Source organism: Streptococcus sanguinis (assembly GCA_013378335.1).
In the GTDB taxonomy this organism is placed as follows: domain Bacteria; phylum Bacillota; class Bacilli; order Lactobacillales; family Streptococcaceae; genus Streptococcus; species Streptococcus sanguinis_I.
On the sequence record CP040556.1, the window covers coordinates 1592067 to 1618304 of the forward strand.

The window sequence follows — 26238 nt, forward strand, 5'->3', positions numbered from 1 at the left end:
CACCTCTTAGAATCCCATTTTCTCAGCCTTGGCCAATACATCCTCGATGGAGCCTACACCACGGAAGGCATCTTCTGGCAGCTTATCGTGCTTGCCATCAAGGATTTCCTTGAAGCCACGAACCGTTTCAGCTACTGGTACATAAGAACCTGGCTGGCCGGTAAACTGCTCTGCCACATTGAAGTTCTGTGATAGGAAGAACTGAATCCGTCGCGCACGTGCAACCAAAGTCTTCTCATCATCTGACAACTCATCCATACCAAGGATAGCAATGATATCCTGCAATTCATGATAACGTTGCAGAACCCTCTTAACCTCTGCAGCCACTGCATAGTGCTCTTCTCCGACAATCTCAGGAGAAAGGGCACGCGAGCTGGAAGCCAATGGATCCACGGCTGGATAAATCCCCAGCTGAACCAATTTCCGTTCTAGGTTGGTCGTAGAGTCCAAGTGAGCAAAAGCTGTCGCTGGCGCTGGGTCAGTATAGTCATCCGCTGGCACGTAGATGGCCTGGATTGAAGTAACGGAACCTTTCTTGGTTGAGGTAATCCGCTCTTGAAGTTGCCCCATTTCTGTCGCAAGTGTTGGCTGGTAACCAACGGCAGAAGGCATACGGCCCAAGAGGGCCGATACTTCCGAACCAGCCTGCGTAAAGCGGAAGATGTTGTCAATAAAGAGCAGCACGTCCTGACCTTCCACATCACGGAAATATTCCGCGATGGTCAGTCCGGTAAGAGCAACCCGCATCCGAGCTCCTGGCGGTTCATTCATCTGACCGAAGACCATAGCCGTCTTTTCGATAACGCCAGATTCTTTCATTTCCCAGTAGAGATCGTTCCCTTCACGCGTCCGTTCACCAACACCTGTGAAGACAGAAATCCCACCGTGCTCTTGGGCAATGTTATGAATCAATTCCTGAATCAGGACTGTCTTCCCAACTCCGGCACCACCAAAGAGACCGACTTTCCCACCTTTCAGATAAGGAGCTAGCAGGTCGATAACCTTGATCCCTGTTTCCAGGATTTCTGATGAAGTCGATAGTTCATCAAAGGTCGGTGCCTTCTTATGAATCGGCTGGCGCTCTGCATCCTCTGCAAAAGGCGCATCCAAGTCAATAGTGTCTCCTAGGACATTGAACACCCGGCCAAGAGTTTCCTTGCCGACCGGCACAGAAATCGGACGACCAGTATCCAAGACCTCCAAACCACGCGTCAAACCATCGGTCGACTCCATGGCAATGGTCCGCACTACACCGTCACCAAGCTCAAGAGCTACTTCAAGGACGATTTTTGATTTTTTCTCATCATTTTTATAGACTACAAGTGCATTATTTATCTCAGGTAGTTTGTCTCCGGCAGCAAACGCAACGTCTACGACCGGCCCGATAACCTGAGCAATTTTGCCTGAGCTCATGTTTTTTCCCTCGTTTAATTTCTAATTCATTTGTGGCCTTATTCCAGGGCACTTGCACCCGCCACGATTTCAGTAATTTCCTGCGTAATGGCAGCCTGCCGAGCGCGGTTGTACTGAATAGTCAAATCACTGATGACCTTTTTAGCATTGTCTGTCGCTGTCTGCATAGCAGTCATACCGGCAGCATTCTCAGCTGTTTTGGCATCAATAATGGCACCGTAAATCATGCTCTCTGCAAACTGGGGCAACAGTTGATCCAAGATAGAATCCCGACTGGATTCCAGTTCCAGATTCAGAGTATAATCTTCATCAGCTTCATTGGGGTCCAAGTCAATGATTGGCAGCATCTGCTCCACCCGCATCTGACTGGTCAGACTGTTGACATGGTGGTTATAGCAGACATAGAGCTCATCAAAGAGCTCATTCTGATACATTTCAATGGTCTTGCTAATGATTTTACGAACCTCATCAAAGCTAGGCTGATCTGCTAGACCACGCAGTTCATAAACCGGCTGAATGCCCCGAGCTCGGAAGAAATCAGCACCGACACTTCCGATACAGATGACTTCAAAGTCCTCTCCAGTCGGATGGTACTCAGCTTTCAGCTCCATCAAAGCCTTGAGAATGGTCGCATTGTAGCCGCCAACCAACCCGCGGTCAGAAGTAATGACAATATAGGCTGATTTCTTGACTGGCCGACTGATTAACATTGAGTGATGACGGGCATTTTCTGCCTCGTGGCCATGCAGCATATCCGTAACTAACTTACGCACTTTCTGGGCATAGACCTGAAAGTTCTTAGCTGCTTCCTCAGATTTTCCCAGCTTTGCAGCAGAAACCATCTGCATGGCATTGGTGATTTGACTGGTGTTTTTCGTGGATGCAATTTTATTTTTAATATCATTTAATGAAACTGCCATCTGACACCTCGATTCTTATTTGAAGCTAGACTGATCAATAAACTCAGTAATGGCAGCATCCAAGACTTCCTCACTTGGAAGGTCTTTCGTTGTCCGAATGGTTTCATAAATGCTTTCTTGATGTGCATCAAAGTAGGCGAATAATTCTGACTCAAAGCGCAGAATATCGTCTACTGGCACACTGTCTAAGAAACCATGGGTCAAAGCATAGAGAATCACTACCTGCTTTTCAACTGGTAGCGGCTCATGAATCGGCTGTTTCAAGACTTCAACAGTCCTGCGGCCACGATTGAGCTTGGCCTGCGTTGCCGCATCCAAATCACTACCAAACTTAGTGAAGGCCTCAAGCTCCCGATAAGAAGCCAGGTCGATACGCAAGGTTCCAGCTACTTTCTTCATAGCCTTGATTTGGGCAGAGCCCCCAACCCGTGATACAGAAGAACCTGCATCAATGGCCGGACGTACCCCAGCATTGAACAAGCTGTCGCTGAGGAAAATTTGTCCGTCAGTGATTGAAATCACATTGGTCGCGATATAGGCCGAAATGTCTCCTGCCTGCGTTTCAATAAATGGCAGAGCTGTAATCGAACCACCGCCCAACTCATCAGAAACCTTGGCTGAACGCTCCAAGAGACGGCTATGAAGATAGAAAACATCTCCAGGAAAGGCCTCACGGCCTGGCGGACGACGGAGCAGGAGGGACAATTCACGATAAGCCACAGCCTGCTTGGACAAGTCATCATAGACAATCAAAACATGCTTGCCATTGTACATAAACTCTTCTGCCATCGCTACACCAGCATAAGGCGCCAAGAAAAGCAAAGGCGACGGCTGTGAAGCAGAGGCTGTCACGACAATCGTATAGTCCAAAGCACCATACTGACGGAGCGTTTCTACCTGTGTACGGACTGTAGATTCCTTCTGACCAATCGCCACATAGATACAAATCATATCCTGACCTTTCTGGTTCAGGATGGCATCAATGGCAATGGTCGTCTTCCCAGTCTGACGGTCCCCAATAATCAGCTCCCGTTGCCCACGGCCAATCGGAACCAAGGCATCAATTGCCTTGAGACCTGTCTGCAAAGGCTCAGATACTGACTTACGCTGCATGACACCCGGAGCTGGTGTTTCAACCGGGCGTGTCTTATCCGTGACAATGTCACCAAGTCCATCAACAGGACGACCCAGCGGATCAACAACCCGCCCAATCAAGGCCTCTCCCACAGGAACTTCCATAATTTTGCCAGTCCGGCGAATGGTATCTCCCTCACGAATGTCTGTAAAGTCTCCCAAGATGATAATCCCAACATCGGTTGACTCTAAATTTTGCGCCATACCATAAGAGCCATTTTCAAAGATTAAGAGCTCTCCGCTCATAGCCTTATCCAGTCCATGAGCACGCGCAATTCCATCACCAATATAAGTGACGACCCCTGTTTCTGTGACGTCAAAATTTGGCTGGAAATTTTCAATTTGTTGCTTAATTAAAGCGCTGATTTCTTGTGCGTTAATCGCCAAAATTCACACCACTTTCTATTTCAATTTTTCTTTAACGACTTGCAATTGACGTTTTATGCTTGCATCAATTGTTTTGTTATTGGCAGAGATGACAAAGCCGCCAATCAAGCTGCTGTCCAATTCTTCCTTGAGCGAGCGGACCTTTAGACCCATCTTCTGCTCAATAATCGGCCGAATCTTCTCCTTTTGACTGGCTGTCAAAGGCTGAACAGAGTGCAGCGTCACCTCAAATTCATTGCTGATCTTTTCAAGCTGGTGCTGACTCTCCAGCACAATCTCATAAAAGAGGTCCTCGCGATGATTGAGAATGATGATTTCAATCAGGTTATCAAGCAATTGCGAACCTGAGTTTTGAAAGAGGCGCAGGCTCTTCTCTTTCTCATGGTCACTGACGCCGATATGTGACAAAAAGTCAGCAAGGCCGGTCTCCGCGAAAACAGCCTTAATCTGACTCAGTTTTTCAAAAACATCTTCTTGCTGACCTTTTTCAAAGACCGTCTGAACAAAAGGCAAAGCATATTTCTCAATGATTGCATATTGCTTCTTATCCATCAGGCATCTCCTAACTGTTTGATATAGCGGTCAATGAGCTCGCTTTGAGCTTCCTTATCCAGCTCCTGGCTCAAAATCTTACTAGCCAAAGTCACTGTCAAGTCAGCCACTTCTCCTTTGATGCTACTCATAGCCTCTGCCTTGTTTTGGGCAATTTCCTGATTCGCTTTAACCTTCAGACGTCCTGCTTCTTCTGCTGCATTAGCTAGGATTCCAGCCTTGTTCTTCTCAGCTGTCTCCTTAGCTGTCTCAACAATAGCAACTGCTTCCGCACGACTTCCTGCCAGAGCTTCCTCGCGCTTTTGCGCCAAGTCTTCTGCCTTCTTACGAGCAGCTTCTGCACCATCAATATCATCTGAAATCTTTTGAGCACGCTGATCTAAAATCCCAATAATATTGCCCCAGGCAAACTTCTTAATGAGAAATACTAAAAGAAGAAAGGAGCCGGCAATCAAGATAAAGTTGCCAATAATTTCACCTACGGTTATGTTCATCTTATCTATCCTTTCTTTTTATTCTACCTCACCATTAATCTTTTTACCAAGATACATAGATGTTAGCATGGTAAAAACATAGGCTTGGATACAGGAAATGAAGATGGAAAAACCAGTCCAAACCATGTTCATAATAAAGGCAATTGGATACCAATACGCTGCTTGATGTGCCCAAGTCAAGAGCAAACCAGCCAATACTTCACCTGCAAAAATATTCCCATAAATCCGCAAGGCTAGCGAAGCAAAATTGGTAAATTCTTCCAAGATATTCATGGGTGTCATGATACCTGGAGTCACAAAACCTTTTAGATATCCTTTTATCCCTTGACGTCGGACTCCTTCCACATGACAGAAAATCGTCACTAAAAGAGAGAAGGCTAGGTCAAAAGCGAGATTGGCTGTCGGCGATGTCCAGAGATTGAAACCATTGGTTGTCTGAACCTTAGCCATCAATCCCAAGTTATTCGCCACAGCCACGAAAAGAAAGAGGGAGAATAGAAAAAGCGAGTAATTCTTCATATAATGCTCGCCAACGTTTCCCTTGGTAAAATCAATGACAAAATCATAGATATATTCCAAAGCATTCTGCTTTCTTGACGGCTTAATCGTCATCTTTCGACTTGCCCAATAAACAAGTCCAAAAGTTACAAACACCGTCAGCAGAGTCATGGCCAGCAGGGTCAAATCAAAGGTCACAGGACCGACATTGATAGTTGGATTGATACTTTCTTCCAACAGATGACACCCCCTTTTCTAAAGAGAATCCTTTCTTATTTGATAACAAAGGCCATAGCCAGCGTTACAAAGAAAGTACCTTCGACAAAGGCAATTCCCAAGATTAGGAGGCTTCTCAATTGACCGATCATTTCTGGCTGACGAGACGCTGCCTTAAATAAATTACTCATAATCAAACCTTCAGCAATTGATACGCCAAAGCAGGCAAAACAAAGTCCTAAATATGTTAAATTCATGATGACTTCTCCTTAATATTTTTAAATTACTTCCTTAGTTTACTCCTAAAATATCGAATAGTCAATCTTTTACACACTTGTAAGCGTTTTTTGTTTTTTTCTTTTGTTATATAAAATTTTTTACTGAAAGCAATTGAATAACTATCAACATACAAACTATTCTGCTATATAAATAAGAAGAAACTGTCTAGAATTTTACTTATTTTCTATATTTTTAAAAGAAAAAAGAGCAAAGTGATTATTTGCTCTTGATTTTTCTACGATTATGGATGGCTGACAATCAGCTGCAAATCTCCAGACAAGGTCCATTCTGTGACATTGCTAGGCAGGATGAAATGCTCCCCTTTTTCGAGCGGGTAGACAGCTCCATCAACTTCTAGCTCACCAACACCTTCCAAGACACTGACCAAGCTATAGTCTGCTGTCTTTTTAAAATTGACTGAACCGGCGATATCCCACTTGTAAACAGCAAAGAAGTCATTGGCCACCAAAAGAGTAGAAGTCAAACTATCTGCCTGAATGGTAACAGGACGGCTATTAGCTGGCTCACCAATAGTCAAAACATCAATAGACTGCTCTAAATGCAGCTCACGAAGATTGCCAGCATCGTCCTTGCGATCAAAGTCATAGACACGGTAAGTCGTGTCACTGGACTGCTGAGTTTCTAAAATCAGGATCCCTGATCCAATGGCATGCATGGTGCCACTTGGCACATAGAAGAAATCGCCAGCTTTTACTGGAATTTTAGTCAGGAGACGGTCCCAGTCCTTGCTCTCAATCTGCTGGCGCAGCTCTTCCTTGCTCTTGGCATTGTGGCCATAAATAATCTCTGCTCCTTCGTCTGCAGCAATGACATACCAGCATTCAGTCTTACCAAGCTCCCCTTCGTGCTCCAGTCCATAGGCATCATCAGGATGGACCTGAACACTGAGCCAGTCATTGGCATCTAAAATCTTGGTCAAAAGCGGAAAGACTGGCTCTGAGCGATTGCCAAAGAGCTCACGGTGCTCAGCATAGAGCGCATCTAGCTTCTGACCAGCAAAGCGACCGTTCCTAACAGTTGACACACCATTAGGGTGAGCCGAGATAGCCCAGTACTCGCCAACATGGTCGCTAGGAATCTCATAGCCAAAGACATCGCGCAGCTTGGTGCCGCCCCAAATCTTCTCCTGCATCACAGACTGTAGAAATAATGGTTCTGACATAGTATTCTCCTTAAATATTTTTCACATCCAGCAAGGAATAACCCTTGGTATCGAAATGGTTGTTGCTGCTTCTATTATAATATAGCTGGAGGTTCTTTGTCTACTCTCTGGCGAAAACAGGTCCTTTATAATAAAAAGAGTAAAGCTCCCCAGAAAATGCCGCAAAGATAGCCGACCAGCACATCCTTTGGATAGTGCACTCCGCCAATCACGCGCACTAAGGCCAGCCCTGCCGAAAGCAAGAGGCAAATAAGCCCCGGCAACCAGAAAAAGTAGAGTAGGCACATGGAAATCACTGTCGCCGAAAAGACATGGCGGCTGGGCATGGACTTGCCTGATGTATCCTTGGCCAACAAGGGCTGAATTGGCCATTTTTCGTAAGGGCGTGCTTGATTCAGCTGTTTACGAATAGCTGACAACAGACCAAATCCGATAGCTGGCAGGAAGAAAAAAGTAAGCAGCCCTTTCCAGCCTTCCGTCAGAAAAGCACTGATTAGAACGAGACCATAAACAATAGGTATGAACAGGGTCATTCCCCTATTGAAGTAAACCAGCCCTTTCAGCCACTGAGGGCGACTGCGAAAGGGAGCTGTTAATTGTTGATAAAAAATTGTGTAGTCTTTCATGCTTGCTTACCCTGCTTTTCTAAAAGTTGGACTCTCATACTTTCTCTACTATAGCATATTTTGCAACAAGATGATAGATGGATAGCAAAAGAGACTGAGAGCCAAGCCCCAATCTCTTATTTTCATTTCATCTGAAGCCTTTTATTTCTCTAAGTTCCAGATTTCCTTGGCATATTGCTCAATGGTATCATCTGAGGTAAACTTGTCGGATGTAGCGATATTAATCAAGCTCATGCGGGCCCATTTTTCTTTGTCACGATAGAGATCATCAATCTTCTCTTGAGCTTCTACATAGGCATGGAAGTCTTCCAAGAGGAAGTATTCATCATTGTGGGTGATGAGGGCTTCGTAGATTTCAGATCCTTCTTCACGGACGTTTGGAATAGTTCCGTTGACAAAGGTATCGACCACTCGGCGAATGTCTGGATTGCTCTCATAGACACCGCGTGAGTAATAATCATGGCGGGCATAGTGCTCGTAAACTTGGTCCTTGTCCATCCCGAAGATGACAATGTTGTCGTCACCGACCTCGTCCTTGATTTCGATATTGGCTCCGTCCAGAGTGGCTAGGGTAATGGCACCTGTCATCATGAACTTCATGTTGGAAGTACCAGAAGCTTCCTTAGAAGCCAGAGAAATCTGCTCAGATACATCTGCCGCTGGAATGATGAGCTCAGCCAGGCTGACCCGGTAGTTTTCTAGGAAAACAACCTTAAGTTTTCCTTGCAGACTTTCATCCTTGTTGACTAGATTGGCTACTTCATTAATCAGCTTGATAACCGACTTGGCAAAGTGGTAGCCTGGAGCAGCCTTGGCACCGAAAATAAAGACGCGTGGTACCATATCCTTGTCTGGATTGTCCTTGAGGTCCCAGTAAAGCTTGATGATATGAAGAAGGTTGAGCAGCTGACGCTTGTAGGCATGGAGGCGTTTCACCTGGACATCAAAGATGGCTTCTGTAGAGACTTCTACTCCTGTTGATTCCTTGATGAAGTCAGCCAGACGAGCCTTGGCTTCTTGCTTCACTCGATAGAAATCACCCAGCACTTGCTGATAATCCTTGAATTCCAAGAGCTTGCGCAGCTCATGGATATCACTTCTCCAGCCCTGACCAATCAGCTTATCAATCTCAGCTGACAGAGGCTGGTCCGCAATTTGCAGCCAGCGGCGCTGGATAATCCCGTTGGTCTTGTTGTTAAACTTCTCTGGGTAAATGCTATAGAAATCACGCAAGGTGTCTTCTTTGAGCAATTCGGTGTGAAGTTTAGCAACACCATTGATTGAATGGCCACCGATGATAGCCAAGTGGGCCATGTGGATTTGATTGTCCTTGACAACCCGAGTGTTTTCGATGACTTGCGGATCAAGGCCACGCCCAGCCATTTCTGCTACATAGCGATTGTCAATCTCTAGGATAATCTGATAAACCCGCGGCAGGACATTCTTAAAGAGCTCTGCATCCCATTTTTCTAAAGCTTCAGACAGAATGGTGTGGTTAGTATAGCTCATGGTTTTAACTGTAGCATTCCAAGCATCTGCCCATTCCAAATCGTACTCATCCATCAAGAGACGCATAAACTCAGCAGGTGCAACCGCTGGGTGGGTATCGTTGATGTGGACAGAGACCTTTTCATGAATATCCTTGAGCGGGCGACCTTGCTTGAGGTAGGATTTGATAATGGTCTGCAGACCTGCACTGGTCATGAAGTATTCCTGGATCAAGCGCAGCTCTTTCCCTTCGTAGCTAGAGTCGTCTGGATAGAGAATGGCAGTGATATCCTGTACCCGGCGGCGCGCCTCAATGGTCGGATAGTCCAGTTCATGCTCCTCTGGAATTTCAACATCCCAAAGCCGGAGATTGTTGACATTGTCATTGCCAAAGCCAATCTGTGGCACATCGTAAGGAACGGCCCGCAGGATTTTGGAATTCTCATAAAGAGGCACAATCCGACCCTTTTCATTGGCATGGAGGGAAACATTTCCGAAGATTTTAACATCAACAATATCATGGTCCTTACGTGTTTCCCAGACATTGCCCAGACTGCCAAACCAAGCATCAGGAATTTCTACCTGATAGCCATCTACGATGCGTTGCTTAAAGAGTCCATAGCGATAGCGAATCCCATTTCCAAAGCCAGGATAGCCAGTTGTTGCCAGCGAGTCCATGAAAGCTGCTGCCAAGCGGCCCAGACCGCCATTCCCCAAGGCCATGTCATACTCAGCATTCTTCACATCCTCAAAGTCAACGCCCAAATCAGCAAAGCCTTCCTTGACGGTATCGAGGATACCCAAGTTGAGCAGATTGGTTTCCAGCATACGTCCTGGTAAGAACTCGATAGAAAAGTAATAAGCTGTCTTTTGCTGCTGCTCAATCAGCTGATTGCGGCGCTCCAGCCATAGAGGAGTGATATATTTGCGGACAGTGCTGGCCAAAGCCTGAAAAAGCTCCACTGAAGTCGCATCAGCAACCTTAATCAGCTGTCTTTCATGTAGAATATCCTTAAAATCTCGAATAAAACGTTCTTTTGTCAGTTCCATGGTGGGTGGTTATCTCCCTTTCTTGATAGCGGGAAACAGTTTTTAAACGCAGGAATACTTTTTTTCAATCAAGATAGGAAGCACTCGCTTCAGCCACAAGCTGAAAACAGGGCTCCAATACAGTATGATAATATATAAAAATGTAATTCTCACGGAAATCCTCCCTTGTCCATCGGGCAAGAGAGGATTTTCTTATACTGATTCCAAAGTAAATGTTACAGCAGTGATTGATATAAATCACTGTAAGCTTGGCTAGCTGTATCCCAAGAGAAGTCTCTCTCCATGGCCTGCTCTTGCAGAGATTTCCAAGCTTCCTTGTCTTCGGCATAAAGCTTGAGTGCCTCCTTGAAGGTCCAAGTCAGCCAGTAGCCAGAAAAGTTATTAAAGCTAAAGCCAGTTCCCTTTCCTGTATAGGCATTGTAAGGCTCTACGGTATCACGCAGACCGCCCACTTCATGCACCAAAGGCAAGGTTCCATAGCGCATAGCCATCATTTGTGACAGGCCACAAGGCTCGAAGCGGCTTGGCATGAGGAAAATATCGCTGGCAGCGTAAATCTCCTGAGCCAAGGTCACATCAAAGAGGATGTTGGCTGAAAGCTTATCAGGATAGGCATGACCAAACCAAGCAAAAGCCTGTTCAAAAGCTGGATCCCCTGTTCCCAAGAGGATAATCTGCACATCTTCCTGCAGGAGATTGTGCAGCTCTTCCACTACCAAGTCAAAGCCTTTCTGACGCGTCAGGCGGGAAACAATCCCAACAACGGGTACATCATCACGCACAGGTAGACCAACTCGCTCTTGCAAAGCCCGCTTATTTTCTAGTTTACCAGATAAGTCAGATTTGTCAAAGTGATGAGCTAAGAGCGGATCCGTTTCTGGATTATAGATATCCGTATCAATACCGTTGACAATTCCGACCAGCTTACCGGACTCCATCCGCAGGATTTGATCCAAATTACAGCCAAATTCTGGTGTCCGGATTTCACCTGCATAGCTTGGTGATACAGTCGTCACTCGGTCCGCATAGAGAATACCAGCTTTCATCCAGTTGAGACAGTCATTCCAACGCAGGGTTCCATCTGCATAGCGCTCATAACCTACTCCAAATAGTTCCCAAAGCATACTGTCAGGGAATTGACCTTGGAACTCCAGATTATGGATGGTCAAGACAGTCTTGATATTCTGATATGCTTGAATCCAATGGTATTTTTCCTTAACCAAGAAAGGAATCATAGCTGTATGATAATCGTGAACATGCAGAACATCCGGAATGAAATCAATCCGCTCCATCAGCTCTACAGCTGCTAACTGGAAGTAAGCAAAACGCTCACCATCATCAAAATCCCCGTAAACATGGCCACGGAAGAAATAATGCTGATTGTCAATAAAATAGAAGGACACACCGTTCAAGACCAGTCGCTTGACCCCAACATACTGACGGCGCCAGCCAACACTGACTTCAAAGTAGAAAAGGTCTTCCACTTGGTCGCCAAATTTGGCATGGGTCATGTCATAGTAAGGCAGAATGACACCAACTTCATGGCCAGCCTTGACCAGTGATTTGGGGAGAGCGCCGATAACGTCTCCCAAACCACCTGTCTTAGAAAATGGGGCTCCTTCTGCTGCTGCAAATAAAATCTTCATCGAATCATGTCCTCTGTAACTTTTTGGCCCTTCTTGACTACGATTGGGTCTTCTGCTGTTCCGCGAATCACCACTCCTTCGGCAATTTCAACACCCTTGTCCACAATCGCGTACTCAACAGTTGCATTTTCTCCAACTTTCACTCGAGGGAAGAGAACACTGGATTTAACACTGCTTCCAGTCTTAATCTTGGTATTCCGCGAAATCACAGAATTGATGACTTCACCTTCTACAATGCTTCCTGACGCAAATTGGGAGCGAGCGACTTTCGAAGACTCAGAATAGTAAGTTGGCTCTTCATTCTTAACCTTGGTGTAAATCTTTTGGTTAGGACTGAAAAGAGAGTAGAATTTCTGGCTTTCAAGCATATCGATGTTGGATTGGTAGTAGGTCTCTACAGAATAGATATTCGCCAGATAGCCTGTATATTCGTAGGCAAATGCCCCTTCCTGAGTTGCTAAATCACGCAGGACATAGCGCAGTTTTTGCGGATGCTCTTTCTTAGCTTCTTCTTCCAGTTTTTCAATCAGCCATGGAGTATCTACCACAAAGATGTCTGTAGACATATTGAAGAGCTCGGCATCTTCTCGTCCATCAAAGAGTTTATGCCCTCTGACATGGTCCGTTTCGTCAATATCTAGGACAGCATTCACATCCGAAATATTTTCCTTATGCAATTTCTTGTAGACAACTGTGATTGGCTGTTCTGTTGTATTGTGCAAATGGAAAACTTGATTGAGGTCAATATTAACCAAGACATCGCAGTTAAGAGCGACCGTTTGGTTGGAACCAGAACGTTTGAGGTAGGTCAAAAGCTGCTTATAGTATTCCTCACCGACTGTAGAGCTTTCTACACGGGTATTGTAGATTCCCAAGTAATAGTGGCTGAGCAAGGTAGACAGCCCCCACTCACGACCAGAACGAATATGGTCAAAGACAGAGCTGATATTGTCCTGCTGGAAGATACCAAAGACACTGCGGATACCAGCATTGGCAAGACTTGAAAGCGGGAAGTCAATCAAGCGGTATTTCCCACCGAATGGCAAGCTGGCTACTGGACGATGATCTGTCAAAGTTGACATATCATGGAAGCCGACTGTGTTTCCTAAAATTGCTGAGTATTTATCAATCTTCATCTTTTGGTACCCCCACTTTCTCGTTGTATCCGACAACATATACTTCCTCTGTACCATCAATCTCTACACCATCAGAGATGATAGCACCTTCGCCGATAATGGCCCGCTTAATCTTAGCGTCTTTGCCAATAACAGCTCCACTCATGATGACAGAGTCTTCAATGACTGCGCCCTTTTTAACCTGAGCACCAGTAGAAAGGATAGAGTGTTTCACTGTACCTTCAACAAAACATCCATCAACGACCAGCGAATCTTCTACATGGGAATTTTCACTGATGAAGTTTGGCGGAGAAATCAAGTTGCGAGAATAAATCTTCCAGCGACGATTGCGGCTGTCCAGAGCATTTTCTGGGCTAATGTATTCCATGTTGGCTTCCCAGAGAGACTCTACTGTACCAACGTCTTTCCAATAGCCTTCAAAATCATAAGCATAAACGCTTTCGCCAGATTCAAGGTAGTTAGGGATAACATTCTTACCAAAGTCAGACATATCCACATTGCTCTTTTCAGCAGCTACCAGCATATTGCGCAGACGCTGCCAGTCAAAGATATAAATCCCCATCGAAGCCTTGGTTGATTTAGGATTTTCAGGTTTTTCTTCAAATTCAACAATCCGATTATTAGCATCTGTATTCATGATACCAAAACGGCTGGCTTCTTTGAGAGGCACATCCAGAACGGCTACTGTCAAGCTGGCATTGTTGTCCTTGTGAGACTGAAGCATGTCATCATAGTCCATCTTGTAGATATGGTCCCCAGACAAAATCAGGACATATTCAGGATTGATGCTGTCGATATAGTCAATATTTTGATAAATCGCATGGCTAGTACCTTCAAACCAACGATTTCCTTCGCTCGCAGAATAAGGCTGAAGAATGGACACGCCTGAGTTAATACCATCGAGCCCCCAGCTAGAGCCATTTCCGATATGACTGTTCAGAGCTAGTGGTTGGTATTGAGTAATGACACCGACATTATGAATACCAGAGTTGGCACAGTTAGACAAGGCGAAGTCAATAATACGATAGCGACCGCCAAACTGTACCGCTGGTTTTGCGATACTCTGTGTGAGCTTTCCAAGACGAGTTCCTTGCCCGCCGGCAAGAATCAAAGCTAGCATTTCATTCTTCATAGACTACTACTCCTTTGTGGAATCTTTTTTAACATTTTTGCGAGCAATCCGACGCTTGATCTTCCAGATGCTGGCTCCAAGAGCTGGCAGCGTAAAGGTCAAGGTCTGTGGATAATCTTTCCAAAGTCCTTCTTGAGACTGAACTGTTTCGTTATGTTCCTTCCAAACACCTCCCCATTCTTCTAATTCAGTGTTCCATACTTCTTCATAAATGGCTTCCACTGGAACACCAATGGTAAAGTTCTTCCGCTCTACCGGCGCCATATTGAATACACAAACTAACATATCTCCTTTTTCCGTCTTACGGATAAAGGAGAGGACACTTTGATCAGTATTATCTGCATCTATAATTTCGATGCCATCATAGCTCAGATCAATTTCCCAAAGCGGACGATTGTCTTTATAGAAGGCATTGAGTGCAGCAGTAAAGCCCTGCATTTTCTTGTTCATCTGATCGTCCAGATTAGACCATTCTAGCTGCTCTTCTGACTTCCATTCTAGGAACTGACCAAATTCTGAACCCATAAAGAGCAGTTTCTTGCCCGGATGACAGATCTGATAGGTCAGCAAGTTGCGGAGCCCTGCAAATTGATTGTAACGGTCACCCCACATCTTGTGCATGAGACTCTTCTTACCGTGAACCACTTCATCGTGAGAGAATGGTAGGAGAAAGTTTTCAGAGAAAGCGTACATAAAGCTAAAGGTCACCAGATTAAAATCGTACTTACGATAAATCGGATCTTCCTCGTAGAAGCGAAGGATATCATTCATCCAGCCCATATTCCACTTGTAGTCAAATCCAAGGCCACCCAGCTCTCTCATACCAGTAATCTTGGTCTCTGAGGAGCTTTCCTCTGCAATCATCATGACATCAGGATGGGCTAGCTTAATCACCGTATTGAGGCGCTGCAGGAAGTAATAGCCTTCATAGTTGCGGTTGCCGCCATCTTTATTTGGCTGCCATGGACCGCTGTCATAGTCTAGATAAAGCATATTGCTGACAGCATCAACCCGAATCCCATCCAGATGATAAAAATCAATCCAGAATTTAATGCTGGAAATCAAGAAAGACTGAACCTGATTCTTGCCCAAATCAAAGTTGAGAGCACCCCAGCCATAGTTATGAGCCCGGTCGTGATCCTGATACTCGAAAGTCGGTGTCCCATCATAGTAGGCCAGAGCATCATCATTAATAGTGAAATGACCTGGCACCCAGTCCACAATGACACCGATATTGTTTAAGTGGCATTCTTCGACAAAGTCCTGAAATTCCTCAGGTGTGCCATAGGTATGCTCAAAGGCAAAGTAGCCCATAAGCTGATAGCCCCAGCTAAGTCCTAGCGGATGAGCCATAAGCGGCATGAATTCCACATGCGTGTAGTTCATCTCTACCAGATAAGGAATCAAGTCTTCTTTTAACTGGGCAAAGCTATAAGGACTGCCGTCTTCATTGCGTTTCCACGAGCCGGCATGAACTTCATAGATATTGACTGGCCGAGAGAAGAAGCCCCAGCGCTTCCGGCGTGCCAACCAAAGACCGTCTTTCCACTTCTTCTCAGGAATAGTACGAATAACTGCTCCCGTGCCTGGACGCTCTTCCAGATAGATAGCCAGCGGATCAATTTTCAAAATTTCCTGACCACTGCTGCGCTTGATATTGTACTTGTAAATATCTCCTTCCTTAGGTAGCTCTGTGAAGACTTCCCAAACGCCCGCTTCATTTCGGACCATAGGGATCTGCTCTTCATACCAATTGGTGAAATCTCCAATCAAATGAACACTCTGAGCATTAGGCGCCCAAACGCGGAAAGAGTAGCCAGACTTGCCGTCCACTTCATCCTGATGCGCCCCTAGATAATGCTGTAAATGAAAGTTTTCACCTGTTGTAAAGGTTCTTAATGCTTCATTTTTATCCATGCAATCACCTTTCTATTTGTAAGCGTTTTCTATAATACTATTCTACATTATTTTTATCTCTTTTTCAAGTAAATTTCAAATATCCTTACGGAAAATTACCAGAACCGAACATTAGCCGAAATTAGGAATAAATAAGATAGAAACTACCGCATTTTGTGCCTATCAATATCTTTTCATTCCTTTTTCGCTAAATATAGGAGCTATCCAAGACAAGCGGAGGATGAAAATTTTCATAAAGATATAGACCAATATGTAAATTTACATTTTATAATAATAAGCAGTTAAAATCATAAATATTTGGTTCTTTTTCAAATAGTTCGATAATCTTGTTAAATTTACAAGTTCATCAAGGTAAGAAAAAAGGCCGCACAAAGCCGCCTTTCTCATTATTTCACATCAAACACGATGGATTTCACTTGTGTCATGGCTTCGATACTGTAACGAATCCCTTGAACTCCGGCTCCAGATCCCTTAAGACCAAGGAATGGGAAGTTATCTGGACCACGCTGGGTCTTATTATTGATGTGTACAGTACCCACTTCCAGTTTTTCAGCGATTTCAAATGCTTTCGGGAAATCATTTGTAAAGACTGAAGATTGAAGACCAAATTCTGACTGGTTACAGATCTGGATAGCCTCTTCAACGGAAGTTACACGAATAATCGGAAGAACAGGACCAAATGGCTCTTCCCAAGCTAATTTCATATCCAGTGTCACATGGTCAAACAAGGCAGGCCAGATGAGATTTGCTTCACGTTTGATTTCTGTCAAGGCTGATGCTCCTTTTTCTTGAGCATCTTCAATCAAGCCCCAGATGAAATCTGCTGATGCATGATCAATGACTGGTGTGATATCCGCATTATCAAAGGGATCACCAACCGTCAGTTTCTCTACCTCTGCCTTAATCAGCGACGCTAATTTATCTGCTACGCTCTCCATAACAATGACACGTTTAATAGCCGTACAGCGCTGGCCGGAATAACTGTATGCCCCACCAACAATCTGCTTAGCTGCATGCTCCAAGTCAGCATCTTCTAGCACGACTGCAGCATCCTTACCACCCAATTCAAGCATAATTGGACGCATACCAGCTAGCTTGCCGATGCGTTCACCGATTGGAGTGGAGCCAGTAAAGTTAATGTAGTTTACCTCCTTATGCTCAATGATGTAGTCTCCGATTTCTGAACCGCGGCCTGTGATGGTATTGAAAACACCAGCAGGCAGACCTGCCTCAGCAAAAGCCTGAGCCAAGAGCAAACCAGAGATTGAACCTTGAGTAGGTGGCTTAAACATCACGACATTTCCGCCGATAAGGGCAGGAGCAATTTTCGAAGCTGACAGATTAACTGGATAGTTGAATGGCGCAATAGCCAAGACAACCCCCACAGGCTCACGGCGGACCACAGCTAGTTTTTTCTTGCTGGCAGCTTCAAAGCCACCACCTTCCATCACCTGACCGTGGATACGAATCCCCTCTTCAGCTGCGTAGCGAATCAAGTCTGCTGTCCGGACTACCTCTCCGACTGCCGCTTTAATCCCCTTGGCAACTTCTTTAGCAAGGATTTCGCCAATCTTCTCCTGATCACGCTCCAAAATATCCGCAACCTTGTGCAAATAAGCTGCACGTTCAACTGCTGAAAGAGCTCTCCAAGCTGGCAAAGCTGCACGAGCGCTCGCCATAGCATAGTCTACCTCTGCCTGAGTCATGGCAGGAACTGTTCCTAAAGTTTCATTGTTGATAGGAGATGAGATGGTAATTTCATTTTCAGAAACTTTCCACTCTCCATTTATATAGTTTTTATATTGTGTCACGTGTCCCCTCCAAAATTTTATTAAATATTATTTTACCAAATTTTCTGAAAATTTCAACTAAAATCCGTAAATTTAAGGAATTTTTTCACAAATTAAATAGATAATCTTAGTTCGTTCATATTCTACTTGCTTATTTGCTATTTTTTTCTTCTGTTTCCACTTTTTGCTCCCTCTTACTATGAGGCCACAACAAAAAAGACCAGGAAATCTTTCCTGATCTAATCTTAATTTTTCAGATTAATCGAAGTCCAGATACTCTTTTTCAAGTTCAAGAACTTCTTCCATCGTTGCGCATTCAGTCAGTGCACGCTGAGCCAGTTCTTGCATCTTCTTCGTATCCAGCTTCTTCATGAGGCTACGAGTCCGAAGGACAGAAGTCGCGCTCATAGAGAATTCATCCAAGCCCATACCTACGAGCAATGGCACCGCTGTTTGGTCGCCGGCCATTTCTCCACACATACCTGCCCACTTGCCTTCAGCATGAGCTGCCTTGATAACATTGTTGATCAAGCGAAGGATAGATGGGTTGTAAGGTTGATAGAGGTAAGAGACTTGCTCATTCATCCGGTCAGCTGCCATAGTGTACTGGATCAAGTCGTTGGTACCAATTGAGAAGAAATCTACTTCCTTGGCAAATTGATCCGCCAGCATAGCTGCTGCTGGAATTTCAATCATGATACCCACTTGGATATTATCCGCTACTGCAACACCTTCAGCCTGCAATTTAGCTTTTTCTTCGTCATAAACCGCTTTAGCTTTACGGAATTCTGTCAGAAGAGCTACCATTGGGAACATGATGCGCAATTGTCCATGTACAGAAGCACGCAAGAGAGCGCGGATTTGTGTACGGAACATAGCATCGCCAGTTTCAGAGATAGAGATACGCAAAGCACGGAAACCAAGGAATGGATTCATTTCATGTGGCATATCGAAGTAAGGAAGCTCCTTATCTCCACCGATGTCCATTGTACGAACAACCACTGGTTTTCCATTCATGCCTTCAAGCACAGCCTTGTATGCTTCATACTGTTCATCTTCTGTTGGGAAGTCTTGAGAATCCATATAAAGGAACTCAGTCCGATAAAGACCAACTGCTTCTGCACCGTTAGCATTGACACCTTCAACGTCTTTCGGCGTACCGATATTGGCAGCCAATTCGAAGTGCTTGCCATCTGCAGTCACAGTCTGAGCGTCTTTAAGCAATTCCCATTCAGCTTTTTGCTTAGCATAGGCCTCACCAGCTGCTTTGAATGCTGCGATTTGATCTTCAGTTGGGTTGATAATCACTTCACCAGTGATACCGTTAGCTGCAATCACATCGCCGTCTTTTACAAGCTCAGTAATGTTATTAGTTCCCAATACTGCTGCGATTTCAAGCGTACGCGCCATGATAGCAGAGTGGCTTGTCCGGCCGCCGATATTGGTTACAAAAGCTTTAACGAATTTCTTATCCAGCTGTGCCGTATCAGAAGGAGTCAAGTCATGAGCAATCACAACTGATTCTTCATTGATAGACGCTGGGTTTGGCAATTTCTTGCCCAAAAGGTTAGCAAGAACACGTTTGGTCACGTCGCGGATATCTGCCGCACGCTCTTGCATATATGGATTGTCGTCCATATTTTCAAAGAGAGTGATAAACATGTCCGTTACTTCTTTCAGACCAGCTTCTGCATTGGTCTTTTTCGCACGGATTGTTTCTTTGATTTGCCCAACCATTTCAGGGTCAGCCAGTACCATTAAGTGAGCGTCAAATACCTGAGCGGCTTCCTCACCAAGGCTATCTACTGCTTTCTCACGGATAACAGAAAGCTCGTTCTGTGAAGCTTCAAGAGCTGCATCCAAACGAGCCTCTTCTGCATTCGTATCTTCGACTGAAACAGTCTCAAATGATAAATCCGGTTGAACTAATAGATATGCCTTAGCAACGGCAACACCGTCAGATGCTGCAATTCCTTTAAGCATTTCTGTCATATTAAGCCAATCCTTCTTTTTCCATTGTTTCAGAGATTGCAGCGATAGCATCGTCTGCATCTGCACCTTCAGCTGAGATAACTACGTCTGCACCTTGACCTACACCAAGACTCATAACACCCATAATTGATTTCAGATTTACTGATTTACCTTTGTATTCAAGCGTGATATCTGAAGCGAATTTGCTAGCAGTTTGAACCAACAAAGTTGCTGGACGTGCGTGAATACCTGTTTCTGCTACAATGTGGAAATCTTTAGAAGCCATAGTTAGACTCTCCTTTTAAATAATTCTTTTTGAGTTATTGTGATAACCCTTACAAGTTGATATTATATCACCTTTTGAAATCTTTTTCAAGAATTTTATTGCCCGCTTACAAAATATTTCTTAGGAAATGAAAGCACTCCTTATTATATTGAAGGTGGAATTTCAAAGCTAAAGCCCCCATCTTTCAGCTTTTATTCAAAAATTTCTTCCAGCCAGTTTTCAGTCATAAATTTCTTATTTTTATAGTAGTTAATTTCCATAAAACAAGAATATAAAATTCTCCCTCCACTCCTCCTAGTGATTCCCTAAATTCTGTAACACAAGATATTGGATTTTCGTTTTTGGAGGAAAAGCTACCAGTCATTTGTCTAAAGTTTTAAGACTTGTTTAAGCATTGCCGCATCAGCATTTTGCTCCCTTTCTGCAATTTTTCACTTCTTTTCATTCTTTATATAAACACTATATATTGTATTGTAATCTATCCTATAACAAAATATCACACAATATTTAGTTCAAAACTATTGACATTCTATTTGCTTTTAGATATACTAGGTTCGTATTTATTTTAAAGAAAAAAAGAAAGTTTAGAGGAATCTTTAATGGTAACTATTTACTCAAAAAACAACTGCGTTCAGTGCAAAATGACCAAGCGCTTTTTAGATACTAATCATGTAGAATACCGCGAAATCAATTTGGACGAGCAGCCAGAATTTATTGACCATGTCAAAGATCTTGGTTTCAATGCTGCTCCTGTGATTCAGACAGCAACTGAGGCATTTTCTGGTTTCCAACCTGGTAAATTGAAAAAACTGTCTTAATGTAGTTTATTTTGAGGGCAGCGCGCCTTGATCGGGAGATAAACTAAAAGACATATTATCAGGGCAAACTGCAGCTCCTATGCTCATAGGAGCCGTTTCTTTTGTAAGGTGGAACTTTTTCCGCTAGCTAATTATCTTATTTATATAGAAAAGGGAAAACATGGGACTCAAACATTTAGAGGATGTGACATACTTCCGACTCAACAACGAAATCAACCGTCCGATTAACGGACAGATTATGCTCCATAAGGACAAAGAAGCTCTGGAGGCTTTCTTTAAGGAAAATGTTGAGCCGAACACCAAGCAATTTTCTTCTATTACAGAAAAGATTGAATATTTAATAGAAGAAAACTATTTGGAAAAGGAATTTATCCAGCTCTACTCTCCTGAATACATCGAGGAGCTGACTGCTTTTATTCATGCTCAAGATTTCAAGTTTAAATCTTTCATGGCTGCTTATAAGTTCTACAACCAGTATGCATTGAAGACCAATGATGGTGAATACTATCTGGAAAGCATGGAAGATAGGGTACTCTTCAACGCCCTCTACTTTGCCAACGGAGATGAAGCCATTGCCAAGGATATTGCTAATGAAATTATCCACCAGCGCTACCAGCCAGCTACACCAAGCTTTCTTAACGCTGGTCGGGCTCGTCGGGGCGAATTGGTGTCCTGCTTCCTCATCCAAGTAACAGATGATATGAACTCAATCGGCCGCTCCATCAACTCTGCCCTGCAATTGTCTCGTATCGGAGGCGGGGTCGGTATTTCCCTCAGCAATCTGCGGGAAGCTGGAGCACCTATCAAGGGTTATGAAGGAGCTGCGTCTGGCGTTGTGCCTGTTATGAAACTCTTTGAGGACAGCTTCTCTTACTCTAACCAGCTGGGGCAACGTCAAGGGGCTGGGGTTGTCTACCTCAACGTCTTCCACCCAGATATCATCGCCTTCCTTTCTACTAAGAAAGAAAATGCTGACGAAAAAGTTCGGGTTAAAACCCTCTCACTTGGTGTTGTCATTCCGGATAAGTTCTACGAATTAGCGCGCAAAAATGAAGAAATGTACCTCTTCAGCCCATATTCTGTTGAACGCGAGTACGGAGTGCCATTTGCCTACCTTGACATCACTGAAAAATACGATGAGTTGGTCGCTAATCCAAATATCACTAAGACCAAGATTAAGGCTCGGGATTTGGAAACAGAAATTTCCAAACTCCAACAAGAATCCGGCTATCCTTATGTCGTAAACATTGATACCGCCAACCGTTCAAATCCAATCGATGGTAAAATCGTCATGAGTAACCTTTGCTCTGAAATCCTGCAGGTGCAAGAGCCTAGCCTTTTGAATGATGCGCAAGAGTATCTCCACTTGGGAACAGATGTATCATGTAACTTAGGCTCTACTAACGTTGTCAACATGATGACTTCACCTGACTTTGGAAAATCCATCCGGACTATGACACGCGCCCTGACCTTTGTCACAGACAGCTCGCACATCACAGCTGTGCCTTCTATCGACAATGGTAACAGTCTGGCGCATACCTTTGGTCTGGGAGCTATGGGACTGCACAGCTACTTGGCTCAGCAGTTGATTGACTATGGATCAGCGGAGGCCGTAGAGTTCACCAGCATCTACTTTATGCTTATGAACTACTGGACCTTGGTCGAGTCTAACAATATCGCTCGCGAGCGTGGCGTGACCTTCCATAACTTTGAAAAATCTGATTATGCTAATGGCACGTACTTTGACAAATACCTGACGGGTGAATTTGTACCTAAGTCTGACCGTGTCAAAGAACTCTTCGCAGGCATCTTTATCCCATCTGCAGAAGATTGGGCAGAGTTGCGCGACAAGGTCAAGGCTGATGGCCTCTACCACCAAAACCGCCTAGCCGTTGCGCCAAATGGCTCTATCAGCTACATCAATGACGTTTCTGCTTCAATCCATCCAATTACCCAGCGGATCGAAGAACGTCAAGAAAAGAAAATCGGTAAGATCTACTATCCTGCTGCTGGTCTGTCAACTGAGACTATTCCTTACTACACCAGTGCCTATGACATGGACATGCGCAAGGTGATCGATGTCTATGCAGCCGCAACTGAGCACGTGGACCAAGGTCTTTCCCTGACTCTCTTTATGCGCAGCGATATTCCTAAAGGCCTCTACGAATGGAAAAAAGAAAGCAAGCAAACAACCCGCGACCTTTCTATCCTGCGTAACTACGCCTTCAACAAGGGTATCAAGTCCATCTATTACGTCCGCACCTTCACTGATGATGGGGGCGAAGTAGGTGCCAACCATTGTGAAAGCTGTGTCATCTAATGAATCCAATATCAATAATAATTATTTATACATTATTCATCATTCCTTATGCCTCTGTTTTCAAGGAATTTAGGAACATACTTTCTGAAATAAAAGAAACGTGTATTTTTTTCATAAAACAATATAAAAACTCTAAAAAAATAGGTAAATTTTTATATTTTATTTTAATAGTTTTTATCGTTATTTTACTACTAATTTTAGCTCCTATTTTTATCCTAACTTCGGTTTGTTCTCATACACTAAAAACTAACTTAAATAATATACACGCAAATATATATAAATATTTTTTATGCCTTATATTTTTACGTCTTTTCTAGTTTCGAGAATAATTCATTATAAAAATTACGGACCTTCTTTGACAATAATTAAAGAATATTATATCCAATTAAACAATCTATTTACTGAAAAATCACTTGTTATTTTCCTCATTTTAATTTTAATTTTGGAAGGGGTCCTTCACTTAGCTCCTAGATACTTCTTTTCAGAAGAAAATTATATTGAAAAAAATTTTTGGGATTTAATGAAACTTCTTTTCAATAGTAGCACACTAACATTATCCTTTCTTATCTTTTTAGGAGTATTCTTTATATTGACTGATAATGTTACCAGCACTCTAACTCCGCAATTGAAAATTAGCTTTTTTGATATATACTCTACACTATCATTGTATTACGCTAGTTGTATTTTACTAGTAAAAATTGTCCTCAATCTTAGTATAAAACCTTTTATAGAATCGAGAAATAAAAATGACGACTTACTACAAAGCCATTAACTGGAATGCTATCGAAGATGTCATCGATAAGTCCACCTGGGAAAAACTGACTGAGCAATTCTGGCTGGATACGCGGATTCCCCTATCCAATGACCTGGATGACTGGAGAAAGCTATCCCACAAGGAAAAAGACCTGGTCGGCAAGGTCTTCGGTGGCCTGACCCTGCTAGATACCCTCCAGTCTGAGTCTGGTGTGGATGCCCTGCGCAAGGATGTCCGCACAGCTCACGAAGAAGCTGTCTTCAACAACATCCAATTTATGGAGTCCGTTCACGCCAAGTCTTACTCTTCTATCTTTTCTACACTCAACACCAAGTCAGAAATTGATGAAATCTTTGCCTGGACCAACACCAATCCATACCTGCAAAAGAAAGCTGAGATTATCAACGAAATTTACCTGAATGGTACAGCTCTGGAAAAGAAAATAGCCAGCGTTTTCTTAGAAACCTTCCTCTTCTACTCTGGTTTCTTTACTCCGCTCTACTATCTTGGTAATAACAAACTGGCTAACGTCGCTGAGATTATCAAGCTCATCATCCGTGACGAGTCTGTCCACGGAACCTATATCGGCTATAAGTTCCAGCTAGCCTTTAACGAGCTGCCAGAAGACGAGCAAGAAAAACTCAAAGAATGGATGTACGACCTGCTCTACACCCTCTATGAAAATGAAGAAGGCTACACCGAAAGCCTCTATGACACAGTCGGCTGGACCGAAGAGGTCAAGACCTTCCTGCGCTACAATGCCAACAAGGCTCTGATGAATCTAGGGCAAGATCCGCTCTTCCCAGACTCAGCGGACGATGTCAATCCTATCGTCATGAACGGTATCTCAACCGGTACTTCCAACCATGACTTCTTCTCCCAAGTGGGTAACGGCTACCTGCTGGCGAAGTTGAAGCCATGCAGGATGACGACTATAATTACGGTTTATAAGACAAAAAGAGTTTGGGACAAAAAGATTTCAATTTTTAAAAATCTTAATTATTAAGCCCTTCAAATCTATAATTAAATGCGAAAAGCGAACAAAGCAGAATTCTGATTACCAGAAAACTAGTTTTGTTCGCTTTTTATATTTGAGGTTGGACTTTTGTCCCAGCCTCGTCTTTGATTGACTATTAATCTATTGACTATCGTAGATATATTCTTCCAGATGTTCTGCGACTGTAATCTCAACTCCAACCTCAGATGTTAGATAAATCACGGTACAGTCATGAGCTGGGACAATAGGAAATAAAAAGGGCTTCATATTTTGATAAATTCTATACATCCGCCTTTGACTCGTTGGATTTTCAAGATAAAGCTTGCTGTCACCACCAGAAAAGTCAGCCGGCAGAAGGGCATAGTAAGCCACCAAAGCTCCATTTTCATCCAATACTCTAATCTTATTTAAGTCCTCAGCTATTTTTTTCATCATTAAAGTGGCCATTTTTTCCTCCCTTCATGTTTTTTTATCCAAATAAAGGTGGAGCTGGGAACACCATCCCTAACCCCACCTATGCAGTCACTAATTAGATACGCGATAATACGGATGCTGGGAAGCAGTGATAGCATCTTGTCCAACTCGAATCTGTGCTTTAGGATTCTCGTTTCCAGTATCAGGCAAAACAGCTCCTTCTGGAATTACTAAAAAGGTTGCGCTACTGCTACCAGCAGTATAAGCAAGAGTAGATACATAACTACCATCGCTTACTTGACCTTTTAGTAAAGTATAATCGCTGGATTCTTTTCCATTCAGAGTATGAGAAACAACCCCCTGATTATTCAATACTATCGCATCCCCCAAATCATTTTGCCAAGTACCAGCCACCGTAGAAAAATCTCCTGCCGCCAAAGCATTGACATCGATACCTGCAGCTGGAGTGGCTGGAGCTTCTGTATCAGACTTTATCTCGTTTTTAGACTGAGCTTCAGAAGATGCCGATGCTACATCAGTTTCATCTTGTCTAGCTGATTGAGCAACCTTCACTTCAGATTTGACATCCGATTTAGAAGTTTGAACTGTTTGACTAGTGCTGCTGCTTTGAGATGTTTGCTTGTCCTGCTGTTTACCGCAAGCACCAAGCAAGACAATGGAAGAAGTGAGCGCAGTCGCAAGAAGCATTAATTTTGCGTTTTTCATAAAAGAGGCCTCCTCATGAATTAATACCTTTTTGTAATCTTATTGTAACATTTTGAATTAATAAAATCAATAATCATATTGAAATATTATA

21 protein-coding genes and 1 pseudogene are annotated in these 26238 nt (G+C 43.6%); 3 read left to right on the forward strand and 19 right to left on the reverse strand.

Annotation, left to right across the window (positions count from 1 at the left end; translation table 11 throughout):
• Positions 1–6: 6 nt before the first annotated feature.
• The 17 genes from atpD to FFV08_08250 form a co-directional block, all read right to left on the reverse strand.
• On the reverse strand, positions 7–1413 hold the full coding sequence (gene atpD, locus FFV08_08170) for a F0F1 ATP synthase subunit beta (GenBank protein QLB52574.1): 1407 nt from the start codon (positions 1411–1413) through the stop codon (positions 7–9).
• A gap of 38 nt (positions 1414–1451) precedes the next feature.
• Positions 1452–2333 carry a F0F1 ATP synthase subunit gamma gene (locus FFV08_08175; GenBank protein ID QLB52575.1) on the reverse strand — a complete coding sequence of 294 codons (882 nt, stop codon included), beginning with the start codon at positions 2331–2333 and terminating at the stop codon, positions 1452–1454.
• Between the two features lie 15 nt (positions 2334–2348).
• On the reverse strand, positions 2349–3854 hold the full coding sequence (locus FFV08_08180) for a F0F1 ATP synthase subunit alpha (protein QLB52576.1): 1506 nt from the start codon (positions 3852–3854) through the stop codon (positions 2349–2351).
• A 15-nt stretch (positions 3855–3869) separates the two neighbouring features.
• Positions 3870–4406 carry a F0F1 ATP synthase subunit delta gene (locus tag FFV08_08185; GenBank protein ID QLB52577.1) on the reverse strand — a complete coding sequence of 179 codons (537 nt, stop codon included), beginning with the start codon at positions 4404–4406 and terminating at the stop codon, positions 3870–3872.
• A complete protein-coding gene (gene atpF, locus FFV08_08190) occupies positions 4406–4900 on the reverse strand; it encodes a F0F1 ATP synthase subunit B (GenBank protein ID QLB52578.1) in 495 nt (164 codons plus the stop codon). Before atpF ends, FFV08_08185 begins: the two co-directional genes overlap by 1 nt.
• An 18-nt stretch (positions 4901–4918) precedes the next feature.
• Positions 4919–5635, reverse strand: coding sequence for a F0F1 ATP synthase subunit A (atpB, locus tag FFV08_08195; GenBank protein QLB52579.1), 717 nt, complete (start codon positions 5633–5635; stop codon positions 4919–4921).
• A 35-nt stretch (positions 5636–5670) separates the two neighbouring features.
• Complete coding sequence (locus FFV08_08200) at positions 5671–5871, reverse strand: F0F1 ATP synthase subunit C (GenBank protein QLB52580.1); 201 nt, start codon at positions 5869–5871, stop codon at positions 5671–5673.
• A gap of 263 nt (positions 5872–6134) precedes the next feature.
• On the reverse strand, positions 6135–7076 hold the full coding sequence (gene manA / locus FFV08_08205) for a mannose-6-phosphate isomerase, class I (protein QLB52581.1): 942 nt from the start codon (positions 7074–7076) through the stop codon (positions 6135–6137).
• A gap of 125 nt (positions 7077–7201) precedes the next feature.
• Positions 7202–7702, reverse strand: coding sequence for a phosphatase PAP2 family protein (locus tag FFV08_08210; protein ID QLB52582.1), 501 nt, complete (start codon positions 7700–7702; stop codon positions 7202–7204).
• A gap of 141 nt (positions 7703–7843) precedes the next feature.
• Positions 7844–10240: a glycogen/starch/alpha-glucan phosphorylase gene (locus FFV08_08215; protein QLB52583.1), complete on the reverse strand. Its 2397-nt coding sequence runs from the start codon at positions 10238–10240 to the stop codon at positions 7844–7846.
• A 215-nt stretch (positions 10241–10455) separates the two neighbouring features.
• Positions 10456–11886: a glycogen synthase GlgA gene (glgA, locus tag FFV08_08220; GenBank protein ID QLB52584.1), complete on the reverse strand. Its 1431-nt coding sequence runs from the start codon at positions 11884–11886 to the stop codon at positions 10456–10458.
• Positions 11883–13022: a glucose-1-phosphate adenylyltransferase subunit GlgD gene (gene glgD / locus FFV08_08225; protein ID QLB52585.1), complete on the reverse strand. Its 1140-nt coding sequence runs from the start codon at positions 13020–13022 to the stop codon at positions 11883–11885. The genes glgA and glgD overlap by 4 nt, the downstream gene beginning before the upstream one ends.
• Positions 13012–14154: a glucose-1-phosphate adenylyltransferase gene (locus FFV08_08230; protein QLB52586.1), complete on the reverse strand. Its 1143-nt coding sequence runs from the start codon at positions 14152–14154 to the stop codon at positions 13012–13014. The genes glgD and FFV08_08230 overlap by 11 nt, the downstream gene beginning before the upstream one ends.
• Positions 14155–14160: 6 nt before the next feature.
• Complete coding sequence (gene glgB, locus FFV08_08235; protein ID QLB52587.1) at positions 14161–16071, reverse strand: 1,4-alpha-glucan branching protein GlgB; 1911 nt, start codon at positions 16069–16071, stop codon at positions 14161–14163.
• A gap of 386 nt (positions 16072–16457) precedes the next feature.
• Positions 16458–17882, reverse strand: a complete 1425-nt coding sequence (locus tag FFV08_08240) for an NADP-dependent glyceraldehyde-3-phosphate dehydrogenase (protein QLB52588.1) — start codon at positions 17880–17882, stop codon at positions 16458–16460.
• 237 nt (positions 17883–18119) lie between these two features.
• Positions 18120–19853, reverse strand: coding sequence for a phosphoenolpyruvate--protein phosphotransferase (gene ptsP, locus FFV08_08245; GenBank protein ID QLB52589.1), 1734 nt, complete (start codon positions 19851–19853; stop codon positions 18120–18122).
• A 1-nt stretch (position 19854) separates the two neighbouring features.
• Positions 19855–20118 (reverse strand): phosphocarrier protein HPr, encoded by a 264-nt coding sequence (locus FFV08_08250; protein ID QLB52590.1) that lies wholly within the window; start codon positions 20116–20118, stop codon positions 19855–19857.
• 599 nt (positions 20119–20717) lie between these two features.
• Here FFV08_08250 and nrdH point away from each other — a divergent pair.
• The 3 genes and pseudogenes from nrdH to nrdF all read left to right on the forward strand — a co-directional run bounded on the left by nrdH (position 20718) and on the right by nrdF (position 24961).
• The gene (nrdH, locus tag FFV08_08255; GenBank protein QLB52591.1) at positions 20718–20936 is read left to right on the forward strand and encodes a glutaredoxin-like protein NrdH; all 219 of its coding nucleotides are present in this window, start codon (positions 20718–20720) and stop codon (positions 20934–20936) included.
• A gap of 160 nt (positions 20937–21096) precedes the next feature.
• Complete coding sequence (nrdE, locus tag FFV08_08260) at positions 21097–23256, forward strand: class 1b ribonucleoside-diphosphate reductase subunit alpha (GenBank protein ID QLB52592.1); 2160 nt, start codon at positions 21097–21099, stop codon at positions 23254–23256.
• 746 nt (positions 23257–24002) lie between these two features.
• Positions 24003–24961, forward strand: a pseudogene (gene nrdF / locus FFV08_08265) (class 1b ribonucleoside-diphosphate reductase subunit beta).
• A 187-nt stretch (positions 24962–25148) separates the two neighbouring features.
• Here nrdF and FFV08_08270 read toward each other — a convergent pair.
• Together FFV08_08270 and FFV08_08275 are read right to left on the reverse strand one after the other, a co-directional pair.
• Positions 25149–25454: a hypothetical protein gene (locus FFV08_08270; GenBank protein QLB52593.1), complete on the reverse strand. Its 306-nt coding sequence runs from the start codon at positions 25452–25454 to the stop codon at positions 25149–25151.
• A 78-nt stretch (positions 25455–25532) separates the two neighbouring features.
• On the reverse strand, positions 25533–26147 hold the full coding sequence (locus FFV08_08275) for a hypothetical protein (GenBank protein QLB52594.1): 615 nt from the start codon (positions 26145–26147) through the stop codon (positions 25533–25535).
• Positions 26148–26238 lie beyond the last annotated feature (91 nt).

What these genes read in the sequence shown, in the direction of transcription:
- atpD (QLB52574.1), bottom strand. Translation starts at nt 1,413, where the DNA reads ATGAGCTCAGGCAAAATTGCTCAGGTTATCGGGCCGGTCGTAGACGTT.
- FFV08_08175 (QLB52575.1), bottom strand. Translation starts at nt 2,333, where the DNA reads ATGGCAGTTTCATTAAATGATATTAAAAATAAAATTGCATCCACGAAA.
- FFV08_08185 (QLB52577.1), bottom strand. Translation starts at nt 4,406, where the DNA reads ATGGATAAGAAGCAATATGCAATCATTGAGAAATATGCTTTGCCTTTT.
- atpF (QLB52578.1), bottom strand. Translation starts at nt 4,900, where the DNA reads ATGAACATAACCGTAGGTGAAATTATTGGCAACTTTATCTTGATTGCC.
- FFV08_08200 (QLB52580.1), bottom strand. Translation starts at nt 5,871, where the DNA reads ATGAATTTAACATATTTAGGACTTTGTTTTGCCTGCTTTGGCGTATCA.
- manA (QLB52581.1), bottom strand. Translation starts at nt 7,076, where the DNA reads ATGTCAGAACCATTATTTCTACAGTCTGTGATGCAGGAGAAGATTTGG.
- FFV08_08210 (QLB52582.1), bottom strand. Translation starts at nt 7,702, where the DNA reads ATGAAAGACTACACAATTTTTTATCAACAATTAACAGCTCCCTTTCGC.
- FFV08_08215 (QLB52583.1), bottom strand. Translation starts at nt 10,240, where the DNA reads ATGGAACTGACAAAAGAACGTTTTATTCGAGATTTTAAGGATATTCTA.
- glgA (QLB52584.1), bottom strand. Translation starts at nt 11,886, where the DNA reads ATGAAGATTTTATTTGCAGCAGCAGAAGGAGCCCCATTTTCTAAGACA.
- glgD (QLB52585.1), bottom strand. Translation starts at nt 13,022, where the DNA reads ATGAAGATTGATAAATACTCAGCAATTTTAGGAAACACAGTCGGCTTC.
- FFV08_08230 (QLB52586.1), bottom strand. Translation starts at nt 14,154, where the DNA reads ATGAAGAATGAAATGCTAGCTTTGATTCTTGCCGGCGGGCAAGGAACT.
- glgB (QLB52587.1), bottom strand. Translation starts at nt 16,071, where the DNA reads ATGGATAAAAATGAAGCATTAAGAACCTTTACAACAGGTGAAAACTTT.
- ptsP (QLB52589.1), bottom strand. Translation starts at nt 19,853, where the DNA reads ATGACAGAAATGCTTAAAGGAATTGCAGCATCTGACGGTGTTGCCGTT.
- FFV08_08250 (QLB52590.1), bottom strand. Translation starts at nt 20,118, where the DNA reads ATGGCTTCTAAAGATTTCCACATTGTAGCAGAAACAGGTATTCACGCA.
- nrdH (QLB52591.1), top strand. Translation starts at nt 20,718, where the DNA reads ATGGTAACTATTTACTCAAAAAACAACTGCGTTCAGTGCAAAATGACC.
- nrdE (QLB52592.1), top strand. Translation starts at nt 21,097, where the DNA reads ATGGGACTCAAACATTTAGAGGATGTGACATACTTCCGACTCAACAAC.
- FFV08_08270 (QLB52593.1), bottom strand. Translation starts at nt 25,454, where the DNA reads ATGGCCACTTTAATGATGAAAAAAATAGCTGAGGACTTAAATAAGATT.
- FFV08_08275 (QLB52594.1), bottom strand. Translation starts at nt 26,147, where the DNA reads ATGAAAAACGCAAAATTAATGCTTCTTGCGACTGCGCTCACTTCTTCC.